The sequence below is a fragment of the Vannielia sp. SX4 genome (genome assembly GCF_052828525.1).
On record NZ_CM128247.1, the window covers coordinates 1084188 to 1104836 of the forward strand.

Below are 20649 nucleotides of genomic sequence, written 5' to 3' on the forward strand. Positions count from 1 at the left end.
CCGATGATTCTGGGCATCGGCACCGATCTCGCCAACATCGAACGCATCGCCGCCACGCTGGAGCGCTTCGGTGACCGCTTCCGCAATCGCGTCTTCACCCCGGTCGAGCAGGCCAAGGCCGAGCGCCGCGCCGACACGCCGGGCACCTACGCCAAGCGCTGGGCCGCCAAGGAGGCCTGCTCCAAGGCGCTGGGCACCGGCCTGCGCATGGGCATCGCCTGGAAGGACATGTCGGTGCGCAACCTGCACACCGGTCAGCCGGTGATGGAGGTCACCGGCTGGGCCGCCGAGCGGCTGGCGTCGATGACCCCGCCGGACCACGAGGCGGTGATCCACGTCACCCTGACCGACGATCACCCCTGGGCGCAGGCCTTCGTGGTGATCGAGGCCCTGCCGCGCCGCGCGGAGGGGTAAGCGCCGTTAACGCCGCGTGGCTATGTCATCCGACATGCGCATGGAATGTGCATCGGATGTGCATCAGTTGTGCATGGCCCTGTGGCAACGGTTAACCCTGCAGTTAACCCCAATGCACGGTGCCGTCAGCCCGCCTTGACTCCCCCCTGCGCGCCCGCCATGTAGCTGCCGAGCGCAGAGACAGGCGAGGGAGCCGCATGGCCGAAAAATCCAAAGCCGGCGAGAGCTTTATGGAAACGATCAAGACCATCTTCTGGGCCCTGATCATCGCCGGCGTCTTCCGCACCCTGTTCTTCCAGCCGTTCTGGATTCCCACCGGCTCGATGAAAGACACGCTGCTGATCGGCGATTTCCTCTTCGTGAACAAAATGGCCTATGGCTATTCCCGCCATTCCTGCCCCTTCTCCGCCTGCCCGGTCTCGGGCCGGATCTGGGGCAGCGAGCCCGAGCGCGGCGATGTGGTGGTGTTCCGCCATCCCGTCACCGGGGCCGATTTCGTCAAGCGTCTGGTGGGTATGCCCGGCGACCGAATTCAGGTCACCAATGGCCAGCTCACCGTCAACGGCACCGCCTACAAACAGGAAGACGGCGGCCTCTTCACCGAGATCAAAGAGCCCCAGGGCAGCCAGGGTACCGAGCCCGCCTGCTCCAACGCACCGGTGGGGCAGGGCGGCACCTGCGAGAAGCAGCGCCTGATCGAGACTGACCTGAACGGCAAGAGCTACGGCACACTGGACGTAAACTACTTCCCGAACCGCCATCAGGATGAAACCAACGTCTATAACGTCCCCGAAGGCCACTATTTCTTCATGGGCGACAACCGCGACAACAGCCAGGACAGCCGCGTGTCGCAGCAGATCGGCGGCGTCGGCTACGTGCCCTACGAAAACCTCATCGGCCGCGTCGACCGGGTGATGTTCTCCTCCGCCGGGCGCTCGCTTTTCTACTTCTGGACATGGCGCAGCGACCGCTTCTTCCACAAGGTCGACTGATCCGGTGCGCCGGGTTTTCTACTGGCTTTTCATTGGGGTAGGCGTTGCCATCGTGCTGGGCCTCCCCGCCTTCGCGCTGGCCCTCCGGTTGATCTGGGCGCCCTTCTACATCCCCGCCGGCTCGATGAAGCCCACCCTGCTTGTGGGCGATTATTTCTTCGTGAACGAGCGCCTGCCGCGCCGCGTCGAGCGCGGCGATGTGGTGGTGTTCCGACACACCGTCACCGGTGCCGATTTCGTCAAACGGGTCATCGCGCTGGAGGGCGATACCATCGCCATGCAGGGCGGCGTGCCGGTGCTCAACGGCGTGCCGCTGGCGCAGGAGCCTGTGGGTGATTTCGAGGAGGTCATGGAAGGGCAGGGCCCGCGCCGCAACCGCCCGCGCTGCGCCAATGAGCCGGTGGGCGAGGGGGCGATCTGCCTAAAATCCCTGCTGCGAGAGACCTTCCCCTCCGGCCGCAGCCACCACGTCCTCAACCTCTCCGATGGCGGCCCGATGGATACCACGCCCGAGGTCACCGTGCCGCCCGGCCATATGTTCGTGATGGGCGACAACCGCGACAACAGCCTCGACAGCCGCGTGCCCCAGCCGCAGGGCGGCCTCGGTTTCGTCCCACTCGAAAGCGTCCGCGGCCATGCCGACAGGGTGATCTTTTCAGCCGCCGGGTCGTGGTTTTATGATTTTCGTAACTGGCGCGGTGATAGATACGGGAAAGTGATCGAATGAAGCTCTCGGCAGATGTTCAGGCTTTCGCCGCCCGGCTCGGCCACGGGTTCACCGATCCGGCGCTGCTGATCCGGGCGCTCACCCATCCCTCCTTCACCACCACGGGGCAGGAGAACAACCAGCGCTTGGAGTTTCTGGGCGACCGCGTGCTCGGCCTCGTGATCGCCGAGGCGCTGATGGAGGCAGACCCGCACGCACCCGAGGGCCAGCTTTCGCCCCGGTTTCACGTGTTGGTCAACAAGGAGACCTGCGCCGAGGTCGCCCGTGAGATCGCGCTGGGCGATGTGCTCAAGCTCGGTCGCTCCGAGATGCAATCGGGCGGGCGCCGCAAGGAGGCCTTGCTGGGCGATGCGATGGAGGCGGTGATCGCCGCTGTCTACCGCGATGCCGGTTTCGATGCCGCTCGCGCGGTGATCCGCAAGCACTGGCTTGGCCGGGTCAAATCGGTCGAGGCGGATGCGAAAGATGCCAAGACGGCTCTGCAGGAGTGGGCGCAGGCGCGCGGGTTGCCGCCGCCCAGCTACGAGCTGCGCAAGCAGGAGGGGGATGGCCACGAGTTCATCTTCCACATGGCCGCCGTGCTGGCCAACGGCAAGGAAGCCGTCGGCAAGGCCCGACGCAAGAAGCTGGCCGAGCATGAGGCCGCCCGGGCGCTGCTGACCCGGCTGGACGGCTGATGCGCCTCACCTGCCTCAACGCCTGGGGCGGGCGCATGCACGCCGAGCTCGCAGACTGGCTCGCGCAGAACGATCCGGATGTCCTTTGTATTCAAGAGGTTGTCCACGTTCCAAACACCCCTGCGCCCTGGCTAGACTACCGCGATGATGGCCGCAACCTGCCCCAGCGGGCCGATATGCTGGCCGATCTGGCCGAGGCCCTGCCGGGGCACGACATCACCTTTTGCCCCGCCGCCCGTGGCCCGCTCTGGCACGAGCAAACTCAAGTCTGGTCGCACTGGGGCCTCGCCACCTGCACCCGCCGGGGCCTGCCCGTCACCCATCAGGCGCAGGGCTTCGTCCACGGAGAGTTCGGCGCCGAGGGCTTCGGCCCCCACCCCCGCTCGCGCACCGGTCACGCCCTGCGCCTCTGGCGGCCAGAGGGCGCCGTCGTCATCGCCCATATGCACGGGCTGCGCGACCCCGAGGCCGGCAAGGCCGATACGCCCGCCCGCGCCGCCCAGGCCGAGCGGCTGGCCGGGCTTGTCGAGAGCATCCGCCAGCCCGGCGACGAGGCGATTATCTGCGGCGATTTCAACGTTCTGCCCGGCAGCGAGACACTGCGCATCCTCTCCCGCCTCGCCCCCCGCGAGCTGGTCACCGAGGGCGGCCACCCCGGCACCCGCAACAGCCTCTACCCCAAGCCCGGGCGCTACGCCGATTACATGATGGTCAGCGAAACCCTCGCCTTCACCAGCTTCGACGTGCTCCACCACCCCGAGGTCTCCGACCACTGCCCGCTGCTGCTGACGCTGCCCTAACCCTCGGCCCGCGCGATCACCCCGAGGCAGGCGGTGAGCAACCGTGACAGGGTGAGCGCCCCCAGCCCGTCCACATCCATCTCCGGCACGTATTCCACGAGGTCCATTGCCACGATCCGCCCCCGCGCGGCCACGCCCTCCACGAGGTCCAGCACCTGGTAGTAGCTGAGGCCCCCGGGCGAGCGCCCGATGACACCCGGCACGATCGACGGGTCCAGCGCATCGGCATCGAGGCAGATCACCACCGCCGCCCCTTCGGGAATGCCCGCCAGCGCCGCCGCCACGCCTTCGGCATGGAACTGCCGCGCCGGGATGATCTGCGCGCCCCAGTCCAGCGCATCAGCAAGGTCGTCCGGGTGCCCTGAGCCCACGCCCCGCGCCCCCACCTGAATGATCCGCTCCACATGGGCCATCTCTGAGGCCCGCCGCATGGTGGAAGAGAGGCCCATCCGCTCACCCATATGCTCCTGCCGCCAGTCGATATGGGCATCGATCTGCAGCACGGTCACCGGCTGCCCCAACGCTTCCAAAGCCTCCAGCATCGGGATCGGAATCGAATCGTCGCCCCCCAGCACCACCGGCACCGCCCCCGTCGCCAGCACCTTGCCCGTCGCGGCGCGGATCGCGTCGCGGTTGGCGGCAAAGTCGCTCTCGCTCCAATCCAGATCGCCGCAATCCACCGCCGCCCCCGTGCCGGACGGAAAGGTCGGGCCGCCGAGGTCAAAGTTCATCCGGTCGATGTTCGCCGCAAGCTGCCCCGAGGCCCGCCGCAGCGCCGCAGGCGCGCCTTGGCAATAGGCCCCGACCGAGCCGTAGGGCGTGGCGCAGGGCGCCCCGAACAGCGCCGCCGAGGCCCCTTGCGGGCTGAAATCGGGGCAGGGTGCGAGGCCCAGAAAGGTTTTGGTGTCCGGCGCGCCGAAGAGGGCGCCAAGATCGGGCGATTGCGGCATGGGGAGGGCTCCGTCTGAGGCTTTGCGCAACCCTGCGGCGGGTCGCCTCTGCCCGCAAGGCCCGCGCAGGCTTTTGCTGGCGAAACCCGCGCAAATCCTCTATTCCCGGCGCGTTCAACCAACAAGGCCAAGCCCCATGACCACACGCGCCGGTTTCGTCGCCCTCATCGGAGAGCCCAACGCGGGCAAATCGACGCTCACCAACCGCATGGTCGGCGCCAAGGTGAGCATCGTCACCCACAAGGTCCAAACCACCCGCGCCCGCATCCGCGGCGTGGCGATCGAGGGCGAGAGCCAGATCGTCTTCGTCGATACCCCCGGTCTCTTCCGCCCCCGCCGCCGGCTCGACCGGGCGATGGTCGCCGCAGCTTGGGGCGGCGCGGCCGATGCCGATATCGTCGTGCTTCTGGTCGAAGCCCATCGCGGGCTGACCGAGGGCGTGCAGGCGATCCTCGACGCGCTGAAGGAGCGCTCGGTCGAGGGGCAAAAGGTGGCGCTGGCGATCAACAAGATCGACCGGGTCAAATCCGAGGTGCTGCTGGAGCTGACCGCCAAGCTGAACGAGGCTCACGCTTTTGCCGAGACCTTCATGATCTCCGCCGAAAAGGGCCATGGCGTGGAGGATCTGCGCAAATGGCTGGCTGGCGAGCTGCCCGAGGGCCCGTGGCTTTACCCCGAAGATCAGATCGCCGATCTGCCCCTGCGCATGATCGCCGCCGAAATGACCCGCGAAAAGCTCACCCTCCGCCTCCACCAGGAGCTGCCCTACCAGCTCACCGTCGAGACGGAAGCCTGGGAAAACCGCAAGGACGGCTCCGCCAAGATCGACCAGATCGTCTATGTCATGCGCGACGGCCACAAGGGAATCGTGCTGGGTAACCGGGGCGAGACGATCAAGGCCATCGGCAAGGCCGCCCGCGAAGAGCTGGAGGAGTTCCTCGGCCACAAGGTCCACCTCTTCCTGCAAGTGAAGGTCCGCCCGAACTGGCTGGAGGAGAGCGAGCGGTATGACGAGATGGGCCTTGATTTCAAGGACGGTAACGCTTGACCCGCCTCACCAGCGGCTTCTGGGTGCAGGCCTACCTCACCCGCCTGCGGCTGGCCGACATCCCCGCCTTCGTCGTCGCCAAGGGCGATGAGACGGCGGGCAACATCCTCATCAAGCAAAGCCCGCTCGACGGCACCGCACGGGCCTTCCAGCGCATTATGGCGATGGACGGCTCCCGCCCGTGGGATGTGCTGGCCGAAGGGCCGGAGGCCGAGGTCGATGCCGCCCTGCGCGACCAGCGCCGCTTCGATCCCGACCTCTGGGTGATCGAGGTCGAAGACCGCGACGGCCGCCATCTGCTGGATGAGGAAGGGCTGGGCTGATGGAGTGGCGCGAGGAGGGCGTGCTGCTCACATCCCGCCCCCACGGCGAGAACGCCGCCATCATCGAGGTCTTCACCGAGGGGCGCGGGCGCCATGCCGGCGTGGTGCGCGGCGGCACCGGGCGGCGCATGGCCCCCATCCTGCAACCCGGCGCCCAGCTTGACCTCTCGTGGCGCGCCCGGCTCGAGGATCACCTCGGCGCCTTCACCGTCGAGCCAATCCGCGCCCGCGCGGCGGGCGTGCTGGGCGACCGCCGGGCACTGGCGGGCCTTGGCTCCGTCACCGCGCTCCTCTCCTTCGTCCTGCCCGAACGCGCCGCCTATCCACGCCTCTACGCCCGCAGCCTCACCGTGCTGGACCTCATCGAGGAAGGCTCCGAGCACTGGCCGCTGGCCTACCTGCGCTGGGAGCTGGCGCTGCTCGATGAAATGGGCTTCGGTCTCGATCTCACCTGCTGCGCCGCCACCGGCGCCACCGAGGGGCTGGTCTATGTTTCGCCCAAAACCGGGCGCGCGGTCAGCGCCGAGGGGGCAGGGGAGTGGGCGCCCAAGCTCCTGCCGCTGCCGCCCTGCCTCATGGGCGAGCCGCCAGAAAGCCCGGGAGAGCTGGCGCAGGGGTTCGAGACCACCGGCTATTTTCTGGATCATCAGCTTCGCGCGTCACTGGGCGAAAAGCCCCTGCCCGCAGCGCGGGGGCGATTGGTTCGGGTGCTGGCAAAGCCTTAGGGCTCGCGCCGAAACACCATCTCCCGCCCGTCTTCGTTGGACAGGATCAGCACCGGCCCGTTGGCCTCGGCCAATGTCATTGCGCCCAAAGCCTCGAAGAACTCCGCCTCGCCGTTCATGTGCAGGCAGGCCATCTTGGTCGCCATGATCGGCCCCGGCTTGAACCACGGGTAGGGCGCGGTCTGCTCTGCCGAATAGCCGTTGCACGGCGCCCGGCCAGAGATCCGGCCTTCCTCGCCCAGTTCCAACGTCGCGCCCCACTGAAAGGCCACGCCGTCGATCTCTTCCAGCTGATAGGTGCCCTCGGCATAGCCTGTCAGGGTCTCATCCGCGCAGGCGGCAACCATCGGGGGGAGGGCGAGCAGGGTGGAGAGCGCGAGTGTTTTCATGGCTCACACATAGGTCGCCCGTCCCGCGCCGCCAAGCTGCCACGTTGCTGCCATGCTGCACCGGCAATCTGTGGCCCATGTTGCAAAGAGCCAGCCTCTTCATGGCCGTCGTCGCCATTGCTGCCCTGTCCTACTCGGGCGTTTCGGGGCTGGCACGGCATGATGGGGGGGTGCCCAGTGCCGTGGTGACAGGCCCAAGCCAGGCCGAGCTGGCGCGGGCGCATCCGCAGGCCTGGGAGATGCATCAAGCCTACGACGAATTCCACAACGGGCCGGATTGGTACGGCGCCTTCGCGGTGGGCGGGCAGGAGGCCTTTGGCGCCGTCTCGGGCTATGCCGATGCCGCGCTGGCCGAGGCCGATGCGCTTGCCCTCTGCGCCGATTGGGCTGCCGATTGCCGGGTGGTCGCCACCATTACCCCCGCCGAGCCGCAGGTGGCCGGGCTCTCCGGGCCGCAGGCGCGCGAGCTTGCCATTCTGCGGAGCGGCAGGGAGGGCGGGCGTGCGCTGGCCGTCGATGAACGGGGGCATTGGGGCAGCGCCTGGGGCTACCCAAACCGCCATGACGCGGGGCAGGCCGCGATGGCCGATTGCATCGCGGCCCAACAGACGCCCAGCGCCGACACCGCCTGCCGCGTCGTCTGGACGCTCCGCTAGGGCGCGCCCTCAGGCGAGCAGCCGCCGCGCGATCACCTGCGCCTGAATCTCGGCGGCCCCCTCGAAGATGTTCAGGATCCGCGCATCGCAGAGCACCCGGCTGATGCTGTATTCCAGCGCAAACCCGTTACCGCCGTGAATCTGCAGCCCGTTGTCGGCCGCCGCCCATGCCACGCGGGCGCCGAGCAGCTTGGCCATCCCGGCCTCGAGGTCACAGCGCACGCCGTGGTCCTTCTCCCAAGCGGAAAAGTAGGTGAGCTGCCGGGCGATCATGATCTCCACCGCCATCATCGCCAGCTTGCTGGCCACGCGCGGAAACTCGATCAGGCTCTTGCCAAACTGCTTGCGGTCCTGCGCGTAGCGCATCGCGATATCCAGCGCCGATTGCGCCACGCCAATCGCACGCGCCGCCGTCTGGATCCGCGCGCTCTCGAAGGTCTCCATCAACTGCTTGAAGCCCTTGCCCTCTTCGCCGCCCAGAAGGTTCTCTTCCTTCACCTCGAAGCCGTCGAAGCCCAGCTCGTATTCCTTCATGCCCCGGTAACCCAGCACCTCGATCTCACCGCCGGTCATGCCGGGAGTGGGGAAGGGCGCCTCATCGGTGCCCGGCGTCTTCTCGGCCAGAAACATCGACAGGCCCTTGTAATCGCTCGTCGAGGGGTCGGTCCGCGCCAGCAGGGTCATCACATGGGTCCGGGCGGCATGGGTGATCCACGTCTTGTTTCCGGTCACCTTGTAGGTATCGCCCTCCTTCACCGCGCGGGTGCGCAGGGCGCCGAGGTCGGAGCCGGTGTTCGGCTCGGTAAAGACGGCGGTGGGCAGAATCTCACCGCTGGCGATCCGGGGCAGCCAGCTTTCCTTCTGCTCATCTGTGCCGCCGCAAAGTATCAGCTCGGCGGCGATCTCGGAGCGGGTGCCAAGGCTGCCCACACCGATGTACCCGCGTGAAAGCTCTTCGGAGACCACCACCATCGAGGCTTTGGACAGGCCAAGGCCGCCGAGGTTTTCGGGGATGGTCAGGCCAAAGACCCCCATCTCCGCCAGCTCCTCGATCACCTCCATCGGGATCAGCTCGTCCTTCAGGTGCCACTCATGGGCGTGGGGCTCGACCCGGTCCACCGAGAACCGGCGGAACTGCTCGCGGATCATCTCCAGTTCGTCATCCAACCCGCTGGCACCCACGGTAATCTCGGCCGAGCGCTCCTGCATCAGCTCCACCAGCCGCATCCGCGCCGCCTGGCTGTTGCCCCGCGCGATCAACTGGCGCACGGCATCGGTCATCAGCGCATCGGTGCTCTCCAACCCAAGGTCTGCGGGCCGTACGATCTCGCCCTGGCTCATCGGGATGCCGCCGGCCAGCTGCGCGAGGTATTCGCCAAAGGCGATCTGGTGCAGCAGCTTCTCCACCTCGCCAAACTTGCCTTCGCCCTCCAGCTTCTCGGCCCAGGCCTGCATCTGCTTGAGCGCCTGCACGTAAGTGGCAAACCATGCCAGCCCGTGGGTGGCGGTCTGGTTGGCGTCCACCGCCCCGCCAGAGACCCGGCCCTCTACCGCCAGATCGGCCTTCAACCCGGCTTTCGCCGCCTCCAACAGCGCCTCCGTAGGGGCCACGGCGGCACCTGTGAGGCTCAGCAGATCGGGGAGAATGATGGCTTGGGCGGTCATGTCCTGTCCGTCATGGGGCATGGATTCGGTCCTCATTGTCGTGCCCGGTTGACATAATCCCTTCGCAGGTGCAGCGCAACTTAATTTCGCGAGAATAGACTTTGGTGCATAAAAATGTCGCGGTCGATTCCTGCTGCGGCAGCAGGAGCGGCGCGATATGAGGCAGTATGAGCTTTCTGCCCGATCTTCTGACCCCCGGCCTCATCGCCTTTGCGCTGGGCGTGACCCTGCTGGCGGGCGTGGTGAAGGGGGCAGTGGGCTTTGCCATGCCGCTGATCATGATCTCCGGCATGGGCATCCTGCTCGATCCAAAGCTGGTCATTGCGGGCATCATCCTGCCCATCGTGCTCACCAACCTGCTGCAGGTCGCCCGCTGCGGTTGGGCCGAGGCCAAGGCTGCGCTGCGCGACTACAAGGTCTATATCCTTATCGTCTGCGTCCTGATCCTGCTGTCTGCCCAACTCGTCACGGTGATCTCGACCGGGGTGATGTATCTGGTGCTCGGCATCCCGGTGACCCTGCTCTGCGCAATCCAGCTCCTCGGGTTGAAGCTGGTGATCCCCGAAGCCCGCCGCCCGGTGGCTTCTGTGGTGGCGGGCATCCTCTCGGGCCTGCTCGGCGGGCTGGCGGGCACTTGGGGGCCAACCACGGTGCTCTATCTCGTGGCGATCGAAACGCCCAAGGCCCGGCAGATCGTGGTGCAGGGGGTGATCTACGGCCTCGGCTCGATCATGCTGTTGGCAGGCCACCTCAAGAGCGGCGTGATGAACAGCGAGACCGTCTGGTTCTCTGCGCTGTTGCTGCTGCCTGCGCTGGCGGGCATGTGGATCGGCTTCCAGATTCAGGACCGGATCGATCAGGCCACCTTCCGCAAGGCCACCCTCGCTGTGCTGCTCATCGCCGGCCTCAACCTGATCCGCCGGGGCCTGATCGGCTGAGGGCCGCAGGCCGTGGGAACCTCCGCTCAGTCGAACTTAGCCGAAGGCGCCAGCACCGTCGCCTCGCCCTTCAGCACAACCTTCCCGTCCACCAGACAGCGGGTATCCAGCTGCACCCGGCGTTTGCGGTGGTCGATTTCCAGCACCTCCACCTCGGCCAGCACCATGTCGCCGGGGCGCACCGGGGCCATGAACTTGAGCGTCTGCCCAAGGTAAACCGTGCCGTGGCCGGGCAGTTGCTCCCCGATCACCGCCGAAATCAGCCCGGCGGTCAGCATCCCGTGGGCAATGCGCCCTTCAAAGATGGTGTCCTGCGCATAGGCGTCATCCAGATGCACCGGGTTCCGGTCGGTGGAGACCTCGGCAAACATCTCGATATCCCGGTCGGTCACCTGCTTGCGCAGGCTGCGGATCATGCCGATCTCGATATCTTCGATGCAGATCGTCCCGCGGGGCATGTTGTCGAGCATCTCGGTCTCCTCCGTCATGGGGCGGGTATAGCGCCACCGCTGCATTGCGGCAATATGCCGGAGAAAGATAATTCCGCAAATGACACTTATGTCGCAACTATCGTGCGAGCATGATTGTTACTCACCCGCCTCGCGGATCTCGTCCGAGCGGTCGCCCATCAGGTAACGCGGCCCCGCGCCCCGCGTCGCCGCCTTGTCTTCTTTGTTGTAGAGTCTGCATTTTTCGAGGCTGAGGCAGCCGCAGCCGATGCAGCCATCGAGATCGTCGCGCATCTTCTTCAGCGTCTGGATGCGCTGGTCGAGCGTGTCGCGGAACTGCTCCGAGATTTCCCGCCAGTCCTTTGCCGTAGGCGTGCGGCCTTCCGGCAGCCCGGCCATCAGCGCCTTGATCTGGGGCAGGGTGTAGCCGAACTGCTGGGCAATGCGGATAAAACTCACCCGCCTGATGTCGGCCCGCCGAAACCGCCTTTGGCCCGAAGGTGCCCGCATCGGCGCAATCAGCCCCTCCGCCTCGTAGTAGCGCAGCGCACTCACCGCCAGCCCGGCCCGCTCGGCGAATTGCCCGATGGAGAGCACGTCATTCGCCCTGAGTTTCGCGCTGCGATCGGCCATGTCAGAAAATCCTTGAGCTAAAGTTAGCTTTAGCAATTACACAGGTGCCATCGCAGCTCAAGGAGATTCGCAGATGTCTGCCCAACTCGAACACGTCAACGTCACCGTTTCAGATCTCGACCGCGCCATTGCGCTGCTCGATGATCTCTTCGATTGGAAGCTCCGCTGGCGCGGCAGTTCGATCTATGGCGGCGAAACCGCCCATGTCGGCGGGGCCGAAAGCTACCTCGCGCTTTACCGCCACCACGATCAGGAGGCGGCCAAGCAATCCACCTACCACGTCACCGGCGGGCTCAACCACGTGGGCGTGGTGGTCGACGATCTCGACGCGGTGGAACAGCGGGTCAAGGACTCCGGCCTCAAGCCCCGCTCGCACGCCGATTACGAGCCGGGCCGCCGGTTCTACTTCGAGGATTGGGACGGGGTGGAATACGAGGTGATCTCTTACGCGTGAACCGAATCTTTACGCTCCGCGCCTAGACAGGCTGCAACGGTTCGCGCCTTTCCCCCGAGGTCCATTCGAGCCGCAGCGGCGCGGGGTTTCCCTCCTCCCGCGCCCCCTCAAGTAGGGTGGGTGAAACCCACCGCCGTGCACACCGCATCACGCGCTCCCCAAGGCACGGGCCCCGAACGGTCGGCAGAACCCACCCTACAAAAGGCCCCCGCGCTGTGGGGCCTGCGTGCACCCGCAGAGCAGGTGCAGCCCACCACCGCGCCCACAAGCCAAGCCCCCCGTTGACGCAGCACGCCTCCCTCCGCCATCCTCTCCTCATGGCCAATGCCACCCAGCCCACCGATGCCGACCCGCACGCCTTCTGCGAGGCCGTGGCCCACCCCGGACGCCGTGAGGATGCCTTGCGCCTGCTCGACCTCTTCGGTCAAACCAGCGGCTACGCCCCGCGCATGTGGGGGCCCACCATCGTGGGCTTTGGCCAGTATCACTACACTTACGCCTCGGGCCGCACCGGCGACTGGCTCGCCACCGGCTTTTCGCCCCGCAAGGCCAACATGGTCGTCTACATCATGCCGGGCTACACTGACTTTTCGCACATCCTCGCCCGCCTCGGGCCGCACAAGATCGGCAAGTCCTGCCTTTACCTCGGCCCCCTCGGCAAGATCGACGAGGCGGTTCTGGCCGAGCTGATCCGCGCCGGGCTGGACGATCTCGCCACCCGCTGGCCCGTCTCTGCCTGACGCCGCGCCGCCGCTGAACTTGCCCCGCGCCCGCGCCCCGTGTAAATCGCGGCCTGACCCGCAAGGACACGCTCATGACCACCACCCGTTTTGCCCCGTCCCCCACAGGCTACCTGCATGTCGGCAACCTGCGCACCGCGCTGTTCAACTGGCTGATCGCCCGCAAGTCCGGCGGCACCTTCATCCTCCGTCTGGATGATACCGACCCGGAGCGCTCCAAGCCTGAGTTCGCCGATGCCATCCAGCAAGATCTCGAGTGGCTGGGCCTCACGTGGGACCGGGTCGAAACCCAATCTTCCCGGCTGGACCGCTACGAAGCCGCCGCCGACAAGCTCCGCGAGATCGGCCGCTTCTACGAGTGCTTCGAGACCCCCACTGAGCTGGACCTCAAGCGCAAGAAGCAGCTGAACATGGGCAAGCCGCCGGTCTATGACCGCGCCGCGCTGGAGCTGACCGAGGCGCAAAAGCAGGCCTACCGTGACGAGGGCCGCACCGGCCACTGGCGCTTCAAGCTCGACCACGCGCGCATCGAGTGGACCGATGGCATCCTTGGCGAAATTTCCATCGACGCCGCTTCGGTGTCCGACCCCGTCCTCATCCGCGGCGACGGGCAGGTGCTCTACACGCTGGCTTCCGTGGTCGACGATACCGAGATGGGCATCACCAACGTGGTGCGCGGTTCCGACCACGTGACCAACACAGCGACCCAGATCCAGATCATCGAGGCGCTCGGCGGCACCGTGCCGAGCTTCGCCCACCACTCGCTGCTCACCGGCCCGCAGGGCGAGGCGCTCTCCAAGCGGCTCGGCACGCTGGCCCTGCGCGACCTGCGCGAGCGTGGTGTCGAGCCGATGGCGCTGCTCTCGCTCATGGCCCGCCTCGGCTCCGCCGACCCGGTCGAGCTGCGCGCCAGCCATGACGAGCTGATCGAAGGCTTCGACCTCACCAAGTTCGGCTCCGCCCCCACCAAGTTCGACGTGGAAGATCTCTTCCCGCTCACCCACCGCCACCTCGCCGCCCAGCCGCTCTCTGCCGTGGCGGGCGAGATCGAGGCACTGGGCGTGCCAGCCGATCAGGCCGAGCGCTTCTGGGCCGTGGCCCGCGAGAACATCACCGTGAAGGCCGATCTTCAGGATTGGTGGAAACTCTTCTCCGAGGGCGCGACCCCGCTCATCGCCGAGGAAGACGCCGATTTCGTGCGCGAGGCCTTCGCCATGCTCGGCGAGCCGCCCTACACCGACGCGACCTGGAGCGAGTGGACCTCCGCCGTGAAAGAGGCCACCGGCCGCAAGGGCAAGGGCCTCTTCATGCCGCTCCGCAAGGCGGTGACAGGCCGCGAGCGCGGGCCGGAGATGGCCGATGTGATGCCGCTGCTGGCGCGCAAGCCGGGCTGATCAAAGAAGCCTGCACGGAATCAAGCCGAAGGCGCCGTGCAGCGCCGACCCGCCCCCCGGGGCGGCGCTTTGGTGAGGTTGGGGCGGACCACGATACTTGAGCTACCACGGCACGATAAAGTGCCATTCACAGCCGTTGCGGGCGCCACCCCGCGGGCCGGCGCTGCAAGGCGCGCCGTTCCTCATGGCAACCTTCACCCCCGTCGCGCGTTCCTCCCTCAACTGGCGCATCCCGCGCCGCGAGGAACGCCGACATGGCCACCAAGACCCTGCCCGAAGTCGCCGAGCTGATGGCGAAATTCGATTTCTGCATGATGGAAACCCTCGCCGAAGACGGTCGCGTCGCCGCCCGTCCGATGAGCTCGAACGGCGATGTCGCCTATCGCGGCGAAAGCTGGTTCTACAGCCTCGACGACACCCGAAAGACCCGCCACATCCGCGCCGATCCCCGCGTCGGCCTCGCCTTTCAGGGCACAGGCGGTGTGCTCGGGCTGGTCGGCAAGCCGGGCGCCATGGTCCACGTTCAGGGCCGCGCCACGCTCACCAATGACCGCGCCGCGCTGCAAGACCACTGGGTGCCCGACCTCGAATACTGGTTCAAACAGGGCATCGACACGCCCGGCCTGCTGCTGATCCGGGTCGACGCCGAGCACATCCACTACTGGGATGGCGAAGAGAACGGCGTCGTCACGCCCTGACCGGGGCCGCGACCTTCTCCACCCCGAGCCGGCGCAGCCCCGCATCCACGAAGTCGCGCTCCTGCGCGCTCACCTCGGTTGCCCGCGGGTAGATCGGCGCGGCCCGGTCATCCACTACCACCGGCGGCCAGCCCGCCGTGGTCTCGAAGAATCGCAGCGCGCCCGCCTCGCCGAACACATCGGCAAAGCCTTGCACCACCGTATCCACGTAACTCAGCAACACCGGGTGGGCCGCATCCGCCGCCATATGCTCGGGCGCAACGGCATAAACCTCCACCCGGACCTCCCCGGCCTCATGCTCGCAATGCGCCGAAACCTCGTGCCGCCCATAGGCCCGCTCGCGCACATCCAGCGCCGCCCAGTCGCCGCCGGGCACATGGGCCACCAGCCCCTCCAGCACCGAGCCGTCCCACGGCTCCGCGCTCAAAAAGGCCACATCCCGCAGCACCGTGCTCTTCCAGACCCGCCGCCAACCCCGCAGCCGTGCGGGGAAAGACGGCGCGTGAATATGCGTGGCGCGGTTCACAAGGCTTCCATAGCCGAAAAAATAGGCGTCGCTCATGCTGCGCAACCTGTCGGTCTCAAGCCATCTTGTCCAGCCGCCCGCGCCGCGCTAACCATGCACCACCCCGTCCGAGGAGAATCCGGCCTCGCGCCGGTGCCGAAGGAGCAACCGCCCCGGTAAACTCTCAGGCCCAAGGACCGGACGGAGAAAAGGACTCTGGAGAGTGGCCGCAAGGCCCGCCGAAGGGATAGCGATCTCAGGCGAAAGGACAGAGGGGGCACCGAAACGCACGGCGGGCGCCGTGCCGGGCTGTGTCTTGAAGGGGGCAACATTGACGGATCTGAAACGCACACCGCTCTACGCGCTGAACGAGGAGTTGGGCGGCAAGATGGTACCCTTCGCTGGCTGGGAGATGCCGGTGCAATTCGCCCCCGGCGTGATGAAGGAGCACCTGCACACCCGCGCCGCCTGCGGGCTCTTCGACGTGAGCCACATGGGGCAGGTCATCCTGCGCGGGGCAGGGGCCGCCGAGGCGCTTGAAGCCCTCGTGCCGGTCGATATCGCCGGCCTCAAGCCCGGCCGCCAGCGCTATGCGCTCTTCACCAACGACGCGGGCGGTATCCTCGATGACCTGATGGTGGCCAACTACGGCGACCGCCTGCTGCTGGTGGTCAACGCCGCCAACGCCGAGGCCGACATCGCCCACATGCGGCGCGCCGGGCTCGAGATCGAGCCGCTGCAAGACCGCGCCCTTCTCGCCGTGCAAGGCCCCGCCGCCGAGGCTGTGCTGGAGGCCGCCACCGGCGCCGTGCCCGCCCGGTTCATGGATGTGGCCGAGGTCGAAACCTCCTATGGCGATCTCTGGATCTCCCGCTCCGGCTACACCGGCGAGGATGGCTTCGAGGTCTCCGTGCCTGCCTCGCAGGCCGAGGCCTTTGCCCGCAAGCTGCTCTCCCACGAGGCCTGCGAGCCCATCGGCCTCGGCGCGCGTGATTCGCTCCGTCTCGAAGCCGGGCTGCCGCTCCACGGCCATGACATCGACGAGGGCACCACCCCCGTCGAGGCCGCGCTCACCTTCGCGCTCTCCAAGGCCCGCCGCCCCGGCGGCGCCCGCGCGGGCGGATATCCGGGGGCCGAGATCATCGCGGCCCAGCTGGAGACCGGCCCCGAGCGCCTGCGCACCGGCCTCTTGCCGGAAGGCCGCGCACCGATGCGCGAGGGCGTTCAGCTCTTCGCCTCCGAAGAGGCCACCGAGCCGGCAGGCGTTATCACCTCCGGCGCCTTCGCCCCCAGCCTCCAGCGCCCCGTCGCGATGGGTTACCTGCCCACCGAGCTGGCAGAACCCGGCACCCAGATCACCGCCGAGCTGCGCGGCAAGCGCATGCCCCTTGCCTGCGCGCCCATGCCCTTCCAACCTTCCACCTACAAACGCTGACCAACAGGACCACGCCCATGAAATTCACTGAAGACCACGAATGGCTCCGCCCCGAAGATGACCTCATCGTCGTCGGTATCACCGAACACGCCTCGACCCAGCTGGGAGACGTGGTGTTCGTCGAACTCCCCGAGCTCGAAACCCAGGTCGCCAAGGGCGACGAGGTGGTGGTGATCGAGAGCGTCAAGGCCGCCTCCGATATCGTCGCCCCGCTCGACGGCGAGATCGTGGCCGTCAATGATGCCCTCACCGACAACCCCGCACTGGTGAACGAAGACCCGATGGGCGAGGCCTGGTTCTTCAAGATCAAGCCCGCCGACATGGCCGAGTATGACGCCTACATGGATGAAGACGCCTATCAGGATCTGATCTCCTGACGCGCCGGACCGGGGGCGGCTCTTCGGCCCTCCCGGTCCGCACCGCAGATGCCAAGCGGGCGCCCGCGCGCGCCATGAGCTGCCCCCTGACCCGAACGCCGAGGCCCACATGCCCTTCACCCCCACCGCCTACGATCCCTACGACTTCGCCAACCGGCGCCACATCGGCCCCTCGCCCGAGGAAATGGCCGAGATGCTGGAGGTGCTGGGCGTGTCTTCCCTCGACGAGCTGATCGACCAGACCGTGCCAAAGCGCCTGCGCCAGTCCGATCCGCTGCCATGGGCGCCGATGACCGAGGGCGACCTGCTGGTGAAGATGCGCAAGATCGCCGCCAAGAACCGGGTCATGACCAACCTCATCGGGCAGGGCTACTACGGCACCATCACGCCCCCGGCGATCCAGCGGAACATCCTCGAAAACCCGGCGTGGTACACCGCCTACACCCCCTACCAGCCCGAAATCGCCCAGGGCCGTCTCGAAGCCCTGCTGAACTTCCAGACCATGGTGACAGACCTCACCGGGCTTGAGGTCGCCAACGCCTCCCTGCTCGATGAAGGCACCGCCGCCGCCGAGGCGATGGTGATGGCCCAGCGGGTCGCCAAGTCCAAGGCCACCACCTTCTTCGTCGACGAGAATTGCCACCCCCAAACCATCGCCGTGGTGCAGACCCGCGCCAAACCGCTCGATATCGAGGTGGTGGTCGGCGCGCCCGATGATCTGAAGCCCGCCGAAGTCTTCGGCGCACTCTTCCAATACCCCGGCACCACCGGCGGCCTGCGCGACTTCTCGCCCGAATGCGCCGCCCTGACCGAGGCCAAGGCCGTCTCCGTCATCGCCACTGATCTGCTCGCCCTGACGCTTCTCAAGGCCCCCGGCGAGATGGGCGCCGACATTGCCGTCGGCTCTGCCCAACGCTTCGGCGTGCCGCTGGGCTACGGCGGCCCCCACGCTGCCTTCATGTCCTGCAAGGACGGCTTCAAGCGCCAGATGCCCGGCCGGATCGTCGGCGTCTCGGTCGACAGCCGCGGCAACAAGGCCTACCGCCTCAGCCTGCAAACCCGCGAGCAGCACATTCGCCGCGAGAAGGCCACCTCCAACGTCTGCACCGCACAGGCCCTGCTCGCCGTCATGGCCAGCTTCTATGCCGTCTTCCACGGCCCCAAAGGTCTGCGCGCCATCGCTGAGCGCGTCCACCTTGGCTGCGCCGAACTCGCCAGCGGCCTCCGCGAGGCTGGCTTTACCGTCAGGCCCGAGAACCCCTTCGACACCATCACCGTCGAGGCAGGCCCGCTCCAAGGCGCCATCCTCCGCGCCGCCGAGACCGAGGGCATCAACCTGCGCAAGCTCCCCGAGGGCCGCATCGGCATCAGCGCCGATGAAACCGTCACCCCCGAGATCATCGAGGGCGTCTGGCGCGCCTTCGGCATCAGCGAAACCGCCAAGGGCGGCACCCCCGCGCTGCCCGAAGAGCTGCTGCGCACCTCCGATTACCTCACCCACCCGATCTTCCAGATGAACCGGGCCGAGGCCGAGATGATGCGCTACATGCGCCGCCTCGCTGACCGTGACCTCGCGCTCGACCGCGCCATGATCCCGCTCGGTTCCTGCACCATGAAGCTCAATGCGGCGGTCGAGATGGATCCGATCAGCTGGCCCGCCTTCGCCGCCATGCATCCCTTCGCTCCCAAGGAACAGGCCGCAGGCTACACCGAGATGCTGGAGTCGCTCTCGGGCCGCCTCTGCCAGATCACCGGCTACGACGCGATGTCACTCCAGCCCAACTCCGGCGCCCAGGGCGAATACGCGGGGCTCCTGACCATCGCCGCCTACCACGAGGCCAATGGCGAAGACCGCGATATCTGCCTCATCCCCACCTCCGCCCACGGCACCAACCCCGCCTCGGCCCAGATGGCCGGAATGAAAGTGGTGGTCGTCAAATCCGCCGAGAACGGCGACATCGACCTCGAAGATTTCACCTCCAAGGCCGAGGCCGCCGGTGACAAGCTCGCCGCGGTGATGATCACCTATCCCTCCACCCACGGCGTCTTCGAGGACACCGTGCGCGAGGTCTGCGACATCACCCACAAGCACGGCGGGCAGGTCTATCTCGACGGCGCCAACCTCAACGCGATGGTCGGCCTCGTGAAGCCCGGTGAGATCGGCTCGGACGTGTCGCACCTGAACCTGCACAAGACCTTCTGCATCCCCCACGGCGGCGGCGGCCCCGGCATGGGCCCCATCGGCGTCAAATCGCACCTCGCGCCCTACCTCCCCGGCCACCCCGAAACCGGCGGTCAGACCGGCCCGGTCTCCGCCGCCCCCTTCGGCTCCGCCTCGATCCTCCCCATCAGCTACGCCTACTGCCTGCTGATGGGCGGCGCGGGGCTGACGCAGGCCACCAAGGTCGCGATCCTCTCGGCCAACTACATCGCCGCCCGCCTCAACGGTGCCTACGATGTGCTCTTCAAAGGCCGCAACAATCGCGTCGCCCATGAGTGCATCCTCGACACCCGCCCCTTCGCCGAAGCTGGCGTCACCGTCGACGACATCGCCAAGCGCCTTATGGATTGCGGCTTCCATGCCCCCACCATGAGCTGGCCCGTCGCGGGCACGCTGATGGTGGAGCCCACCGAGTCCGAAACCAAGGCCGAGCTCGACCGCTTCATCACCGCCATGCTCGCCATCCGTGACGAGATCGCGGCGGTCGAGGCGGGCGACATGCCTGCCGATGACAACCCGCTCAAGCATGCCCCCCACACGGTGAACGACCTCGTCGCCGAGTGGGAGCGCCCCTATCCGCGCGAGCAGGGCTGTTTCCCTCCGGGCAGCTTCCGGGTCGACAAATACTGGCCCCCCGTGGGCCGGGTCGACAACGTGGCCGGCGACCGCAACCTGATCTGCACCTGCCCGCCGGTCGAAAGCTACGCCGAAGCCGCCGAGTAGGGTGGGCTTTCCCGGCTTCCCGTCTGTCCATCAGCATCGTCCTCGGGTCCGCCCGAGGACGACAGCCCGCAAACTGGCCCACCGTACGCTGCATTAGTTAACGCCGCCCCGCCCATACGTGCGTATGCATGGAATGTGCATCGGTTGTGCATCACTTGTGCATCGCCCCTCCGCCACGGTTAACGCCCCTTTCTGACCCCACCGTGCGCCGCTCTTGAACCGCTTCGCGTCGCACATATATTCGACATACAGAATATGTTTTGAGGCCCCTGAGATGCCCGCCACCCACACCCTTGTCTGTCCGTCCTGCACCGCCGGAAACCGCCTTCCGGCCAGCAAGCTTTCTGCCGGTCCCAAATGCGGCACCTGCGGCGCGCGGCTGGCCCCGGCCAAGCCCTTCGCGCTCGACCCGGCGGGCCTGAAAAAGGCCGTGAAAACAGATACATTGCCCCTGCTGGTCGATTTCTGGGCGCCCTGGTGCGGCCCCTGCCGCATGATGGCCCCGGAGTTCGAAAATGCGGCACAGGCACTCGCGGGCAGCGCCCGTCTGGCCAAGGTGAACACGCAGGATTTCCCCGAGGCCTCAGGCGCCTACGCCATCCGCGGCATCCCCGCGCTGATCCTCTTTTCCGGCGGCCGCGAGGTCGCCCGTCTCGCCGGGGCCCGCGCCGCCGCCGACATCATCGCCTTCGCCCGCCAGCACGCCCCGGCTTGAC

The 20649-nt window shown here is 67.1% G+C and carries 24 protein-coding genes and 1 riboswitch; of the genes, 18 read left to right on the forward strand and 6 right to left on the reverse strand.

The window, feature by feature from the left end; all coding sequences use genetic code 11:
- Positions 1–3: 3 nt before the first annotated feature.
- The 5 genes from acpS (at position 4) to ACUXVX_RS05430 (ending at position 3610) form a co-directional block, all read left to right on the forward strand.
- Positions 4–414, forward strand: a complete 411-nt coding sequence (gene acpS, locus ACUXVX_RS05410; protein ID WP_222495596.1) for a holo-ACP synthase — start codon at positions 4–6, stop codon at positions 412–414.
- Between the two features lie 197 nt (positions 415–611).
- A complete protein-coding gene (lepB, locus tag ACUXVX_RS05415; RefSeq protein ID WP_446310706.1) occupies positions 612–1406 on the forward strand; it encodes a signal peptidase I in 795 nt (264 codons plus the stop codon).
- Between the two features lie 4 nt (positions 1407–1410).
- On the forward strand, positions 1411–2133 hold the full coding sequence (lepB, locus tag ACUXVX_RS05420) for a signal peptidase I (protein ID WP_446310707.1): 723 nt from the start codon (positions 1411–1413) through the stop codon (positions 2131–2133).
- A complete protein-coding gene (gene rnc / locus ACUXVX_RS05425; protein ID WP_446310708.1) occupies positions 2130–2810 on the forward strand; it encodes a ribonuclease III in 681 nt (226 codons plus the stop codon). The genes lepB (ACUXVX_RS05420) and rnc overlap by 4 nt, the downstream gene beginning before the upstream one ends.
- A complete protein-coding gene (locus ACUXVX_RS05430) occupies positions 2810–3610 on the forward strand; it encodes an endonuclease/exonuclease/phosphatase family protein (protein WP_446310709.1) in 801 nt (266 codons plus the stop codon). The genes rnc and ACUXVX_RS05430 overlap by 1 nt, the downstream gene beginning before the upstream one ends.
- Here the strand turns inward: ACUXVX_RS05430 and ACUXVX_RS05435 are convergent.
- Positions 3607–4560: an arginase family protein gene (locus ACUXVX_RS05435; protein ID WP_446310710.1), complete on the reverse strand. Its 954-nt coding sequence runs from the start codon at positions 4558–4560 to the stop codon at positions 3607–3609. The two genes, ACUXVX_RS05430 and ACUXVX_RS05435, sit on opposite strands and share 4 nt — an antisense overlap.
- 136 nt (positions 4561–4696) lie before the next feature.
- On the opposite strand from ACUXVX_RS05435, the gene era reads away from it, so the two are divergent.
- Genes era through recO form a run of 3 tightly spaced genes read left to right on the forward strand, consistent with a single transcriptional unit; the run spans position 4697 to position 6656 of the window.
- Positions 4697–5608 (forward strand): GTPase Era, encoded by a 912-nt coding sequence (era, locus tag ACUXVX_RS05440; protein WP_446310711.1) that lies wholly within the window; start codon positions 4697–4699, stop codon positions 5606–5608.
- Entirely contained in the window at positions 5605–5931 is a 327-nt protein-coding gene (locus tag ACUXVX_RS05445; protein WP_222495589.1) for a DUF1491 family protein, read from the forward strand. The genes era and ACUXVX_RS05445 overlap by 4 nt, the downstream gene beginning before the upstream one ends.
- Positions 5931–6656: a DNA repair protein RecO gene (gene recO / locus ACUXVX_RS05450; RefSeq protein ID WP_222495588.1), complete on the forward strand. Its 726-nt coding sequence runs from the start codon at positions 5931–5933 to the stop codon at positions 6654–6656. Before ACUXVX_RS05445 ends, recO begins: the two co-directional genes overlap by 1 nt.
- Here the strand turns inward: recO and ACUXVX_RS05455 are convergent.
- A complete protein-coding gene (locus ACUXVX_RS05455) occupies positions 6653–7045 on the reverse strand; it encodes an META domain-containing protein (RefSeq protein WP_446310712.1) in 393 nt (130 codons plus the stop codon). The two genes, recO and ACUXVX_RS05455, sit on opposite strands and share 4 nt — an antisense overlap.
- Positions 7046–7122: 77 nt before the next feature.
- On the opposite strand from ACUXVX_RS05455, the gene ACUXVX_RS05460 reads away from it, so the two are divergent.
- The gene (locus ACUXVX_RS05460) at positions 7123–7701 is read left to right on the forward strand and encodes a hypothetical protein (protein ID WP_446310713.1); all 579 of its coding nucleotides are present in this window, start codon (positions 7123–7125) and stop codon (positions 7699–7701) included.
- A 9-nt stretch (positions 7702–7710) separates the two neighbouring features.
- Here the strand turns inward: ACUXVX_RS05460 and ACUXVX_RS05465 are convergent, their stop codons facing one another.
- Positions 7711–9387, reverse strand: coding sequence for an acyl-CoA dehydrogenase family protein (locus tag ACUXVX_RS05465; protein ID WP_446310714.1), 1677 nt, complete (start codon positions 9385–9387; stop codon positions 7711–7713).
- Between the two features lie 146 nt (positions 9388–9533).
- On the opposite strand from ACUXVX_RS05465, the gene ACUXVX_RS05470 reads away from it, so the two are divergent.
- A complete protein-coding gene (locus ACUXVX_RS05470) occupies positions 9534–10304 on the forward strand; it encodes a sulfite exporter TauE/SafE family protein (protein ID WP_222495585.1) in 771 nt (256 codons plus the stop codon).
- 26 nt (positions 10305–10330) lie between these two features.
- On the opposite strand, the gene ACUXVX_RS05475 is transcribed toward ACUXVX_RS05470, so the two are convergent.
- Entirely contained in the window at positions 10331–10774 is a 444-nt protein-coding gene (locus ACUXVX_RS05475) for a MaoC family dehydratase (protein WP_222471077.1), read from the reverse strand.
- A gap of 117 nt (positions 10775–10891) precedes the next feature.
- Positions 10892–11386: a redox-sensitive transcriptional activator SoxR gene (gene soxR, locus ACUXVX_RS05480; RefSeq protein ID WP_222470501.1), complete on the reverse strand. Its 495-nt coding sequence runs from the start codon at positions 11384–11386 to the stop codon at positions 10892–10894.
- A gap of 73 nt (positions 11387–11459) precedes the next feature.
- Between soxR and ACUXVX_RS05485 the strand changes: the two genes are divergently transcribed.
- The 4 genes from ACUXVX_RS05485 to ACUXVX_RS05500 all read left to right on the forward strand — a co-directional run bounded on the left by ACUXVX_RS05485 (position 11460) and on the right by ACUXVX_RS05500 (position 14672).
- Positions 11460–11840, forward strand: a complete 381-nt coding sequence (locus ACUXVX_RS05485; protein WP_446310715.1) for a VOC family protein — start codon at positions 11460–11462, stop codon at positions 11838–11840.
- A 317-nt stretch (positions 11841–12157) separates the two neighbouring features.
- A complete protein-coding gene (locus ACUXVX_RS05490) occupies positions 12158–12580 on the forward strand; it encodes a DUF1801 domain-containing protein (protein WP_446310716.1) in 423 nt (140 codons plus the stop codon).
- Positions 12581–12654: 74 nt separating this feature from the next.
- On the forward strand, positions 12655–13974 hold the full coding sequence (gltX, locus tag ACUXVX_RS05495; protein WP_446310717.1) for a glutamate--tRNA ligase: 1320 nt from the start codon (positions 12655–12657) through the stop codon (positions 13972–13974).
- A gap of 254 nt (positions 13975–14228) precedes the next feature.
- Positions 14229–14672 carry a pyridoxamine 5'-phosphate oxidase family protein gene (locus ACUXVX_RS05500; RefSeq protein ID WP_446310718.1) on the forward strand — a complete coding sequence of 148 codons (444 nt, stop codon included), beginning with the start codon at positions 14229–14231 and terminating at the stop codon, positions 14670–14672.
- Here the strand turns inward: ACUXVX_RS05500 and ACUXVX_RS05505 are convergent.
- On the reverse strand, positions 14662–15234 hold the full coding sequence (locus ACUXVX_RS05505) for a gamma-glutamylcyclotransferase family protein (protein ID WP_222470496.1): 573 nt from the start codon (positions 15232–15234) through the stop codon (positions 14662–14664). The genes ACUXVX_RS05500 and ACUXVX_RS05505 overlap by 11 nt on opposite strands.
- A 62-nt stretch (positions 15235–15296) precedes the next feature.
- A riboswitch (glycine riboswitch) is annotated at positions 15297–15387 on the forward strand.
- A gap of 121 nt (positions 15388–15508) precedes the next feature.
- Here ACUXVX_RS05505 and gcvT point away from each other — a divergent pair.
- From gcvT to ACUXVX_RS05525, 4 genes are all read left to right on the forward strand, one after another.
- Positions 15509–16612 carry a glycine cleavage system aminomethyltransferase GcvT gene (gene gcvT / locus ACUXVX_RS05510; RefSeq protein ID WP_446310719.1) on the forward strand — a complete coding sequence of 368 codons (1104 nt, stop codon included), beginning with the start codon at positions 15509–15511 and terminating at the stop codon, positions 16610–16612.
- Positions 16613–16629: 17 nt separating this feature from the next.
- A complete protein-coding gene (gcvH, locus tag ACUXVX_RS05515) occupies positions 16630–16989 on the forward strand; it encodes a glycine cleavage system protein GcvH (RefSeq protein ID WP_222470494.1) in 360 nt (119 codons plus the stop codon).
- 109 nt (positions 16990–17098) lie between these two features.
- The gene (gene gcvP / locus ACUXVX_RS05520) at positions 17099–19933 is read left to right on the forward strand and encodes an aminomethyl-transferring glycine dehydrogenase (protein WP_446310720.1); all 2835 of its coding nucleotides are present in this window, start codon (positions 17099–17101) and stop codon (positions 19931–19933) included.
- A gap of 274 nt (positions 19934–20207) precedes the next feature.
- Positions 20208–20648 carry a thioredoxin domain-containing protein gene (locus ACUXVX_RS05525; protein ID WP_446310721.1) on the forward strand — a complete coding sequence of 147 codons (441 nt, stop codon included), beginning with the start codon at positions 20208–20210 and terminating at the stop codon, positions 20646–20648.
- The last annotated feature ends 1 nt before the right edge of the window (position 20649 follow it).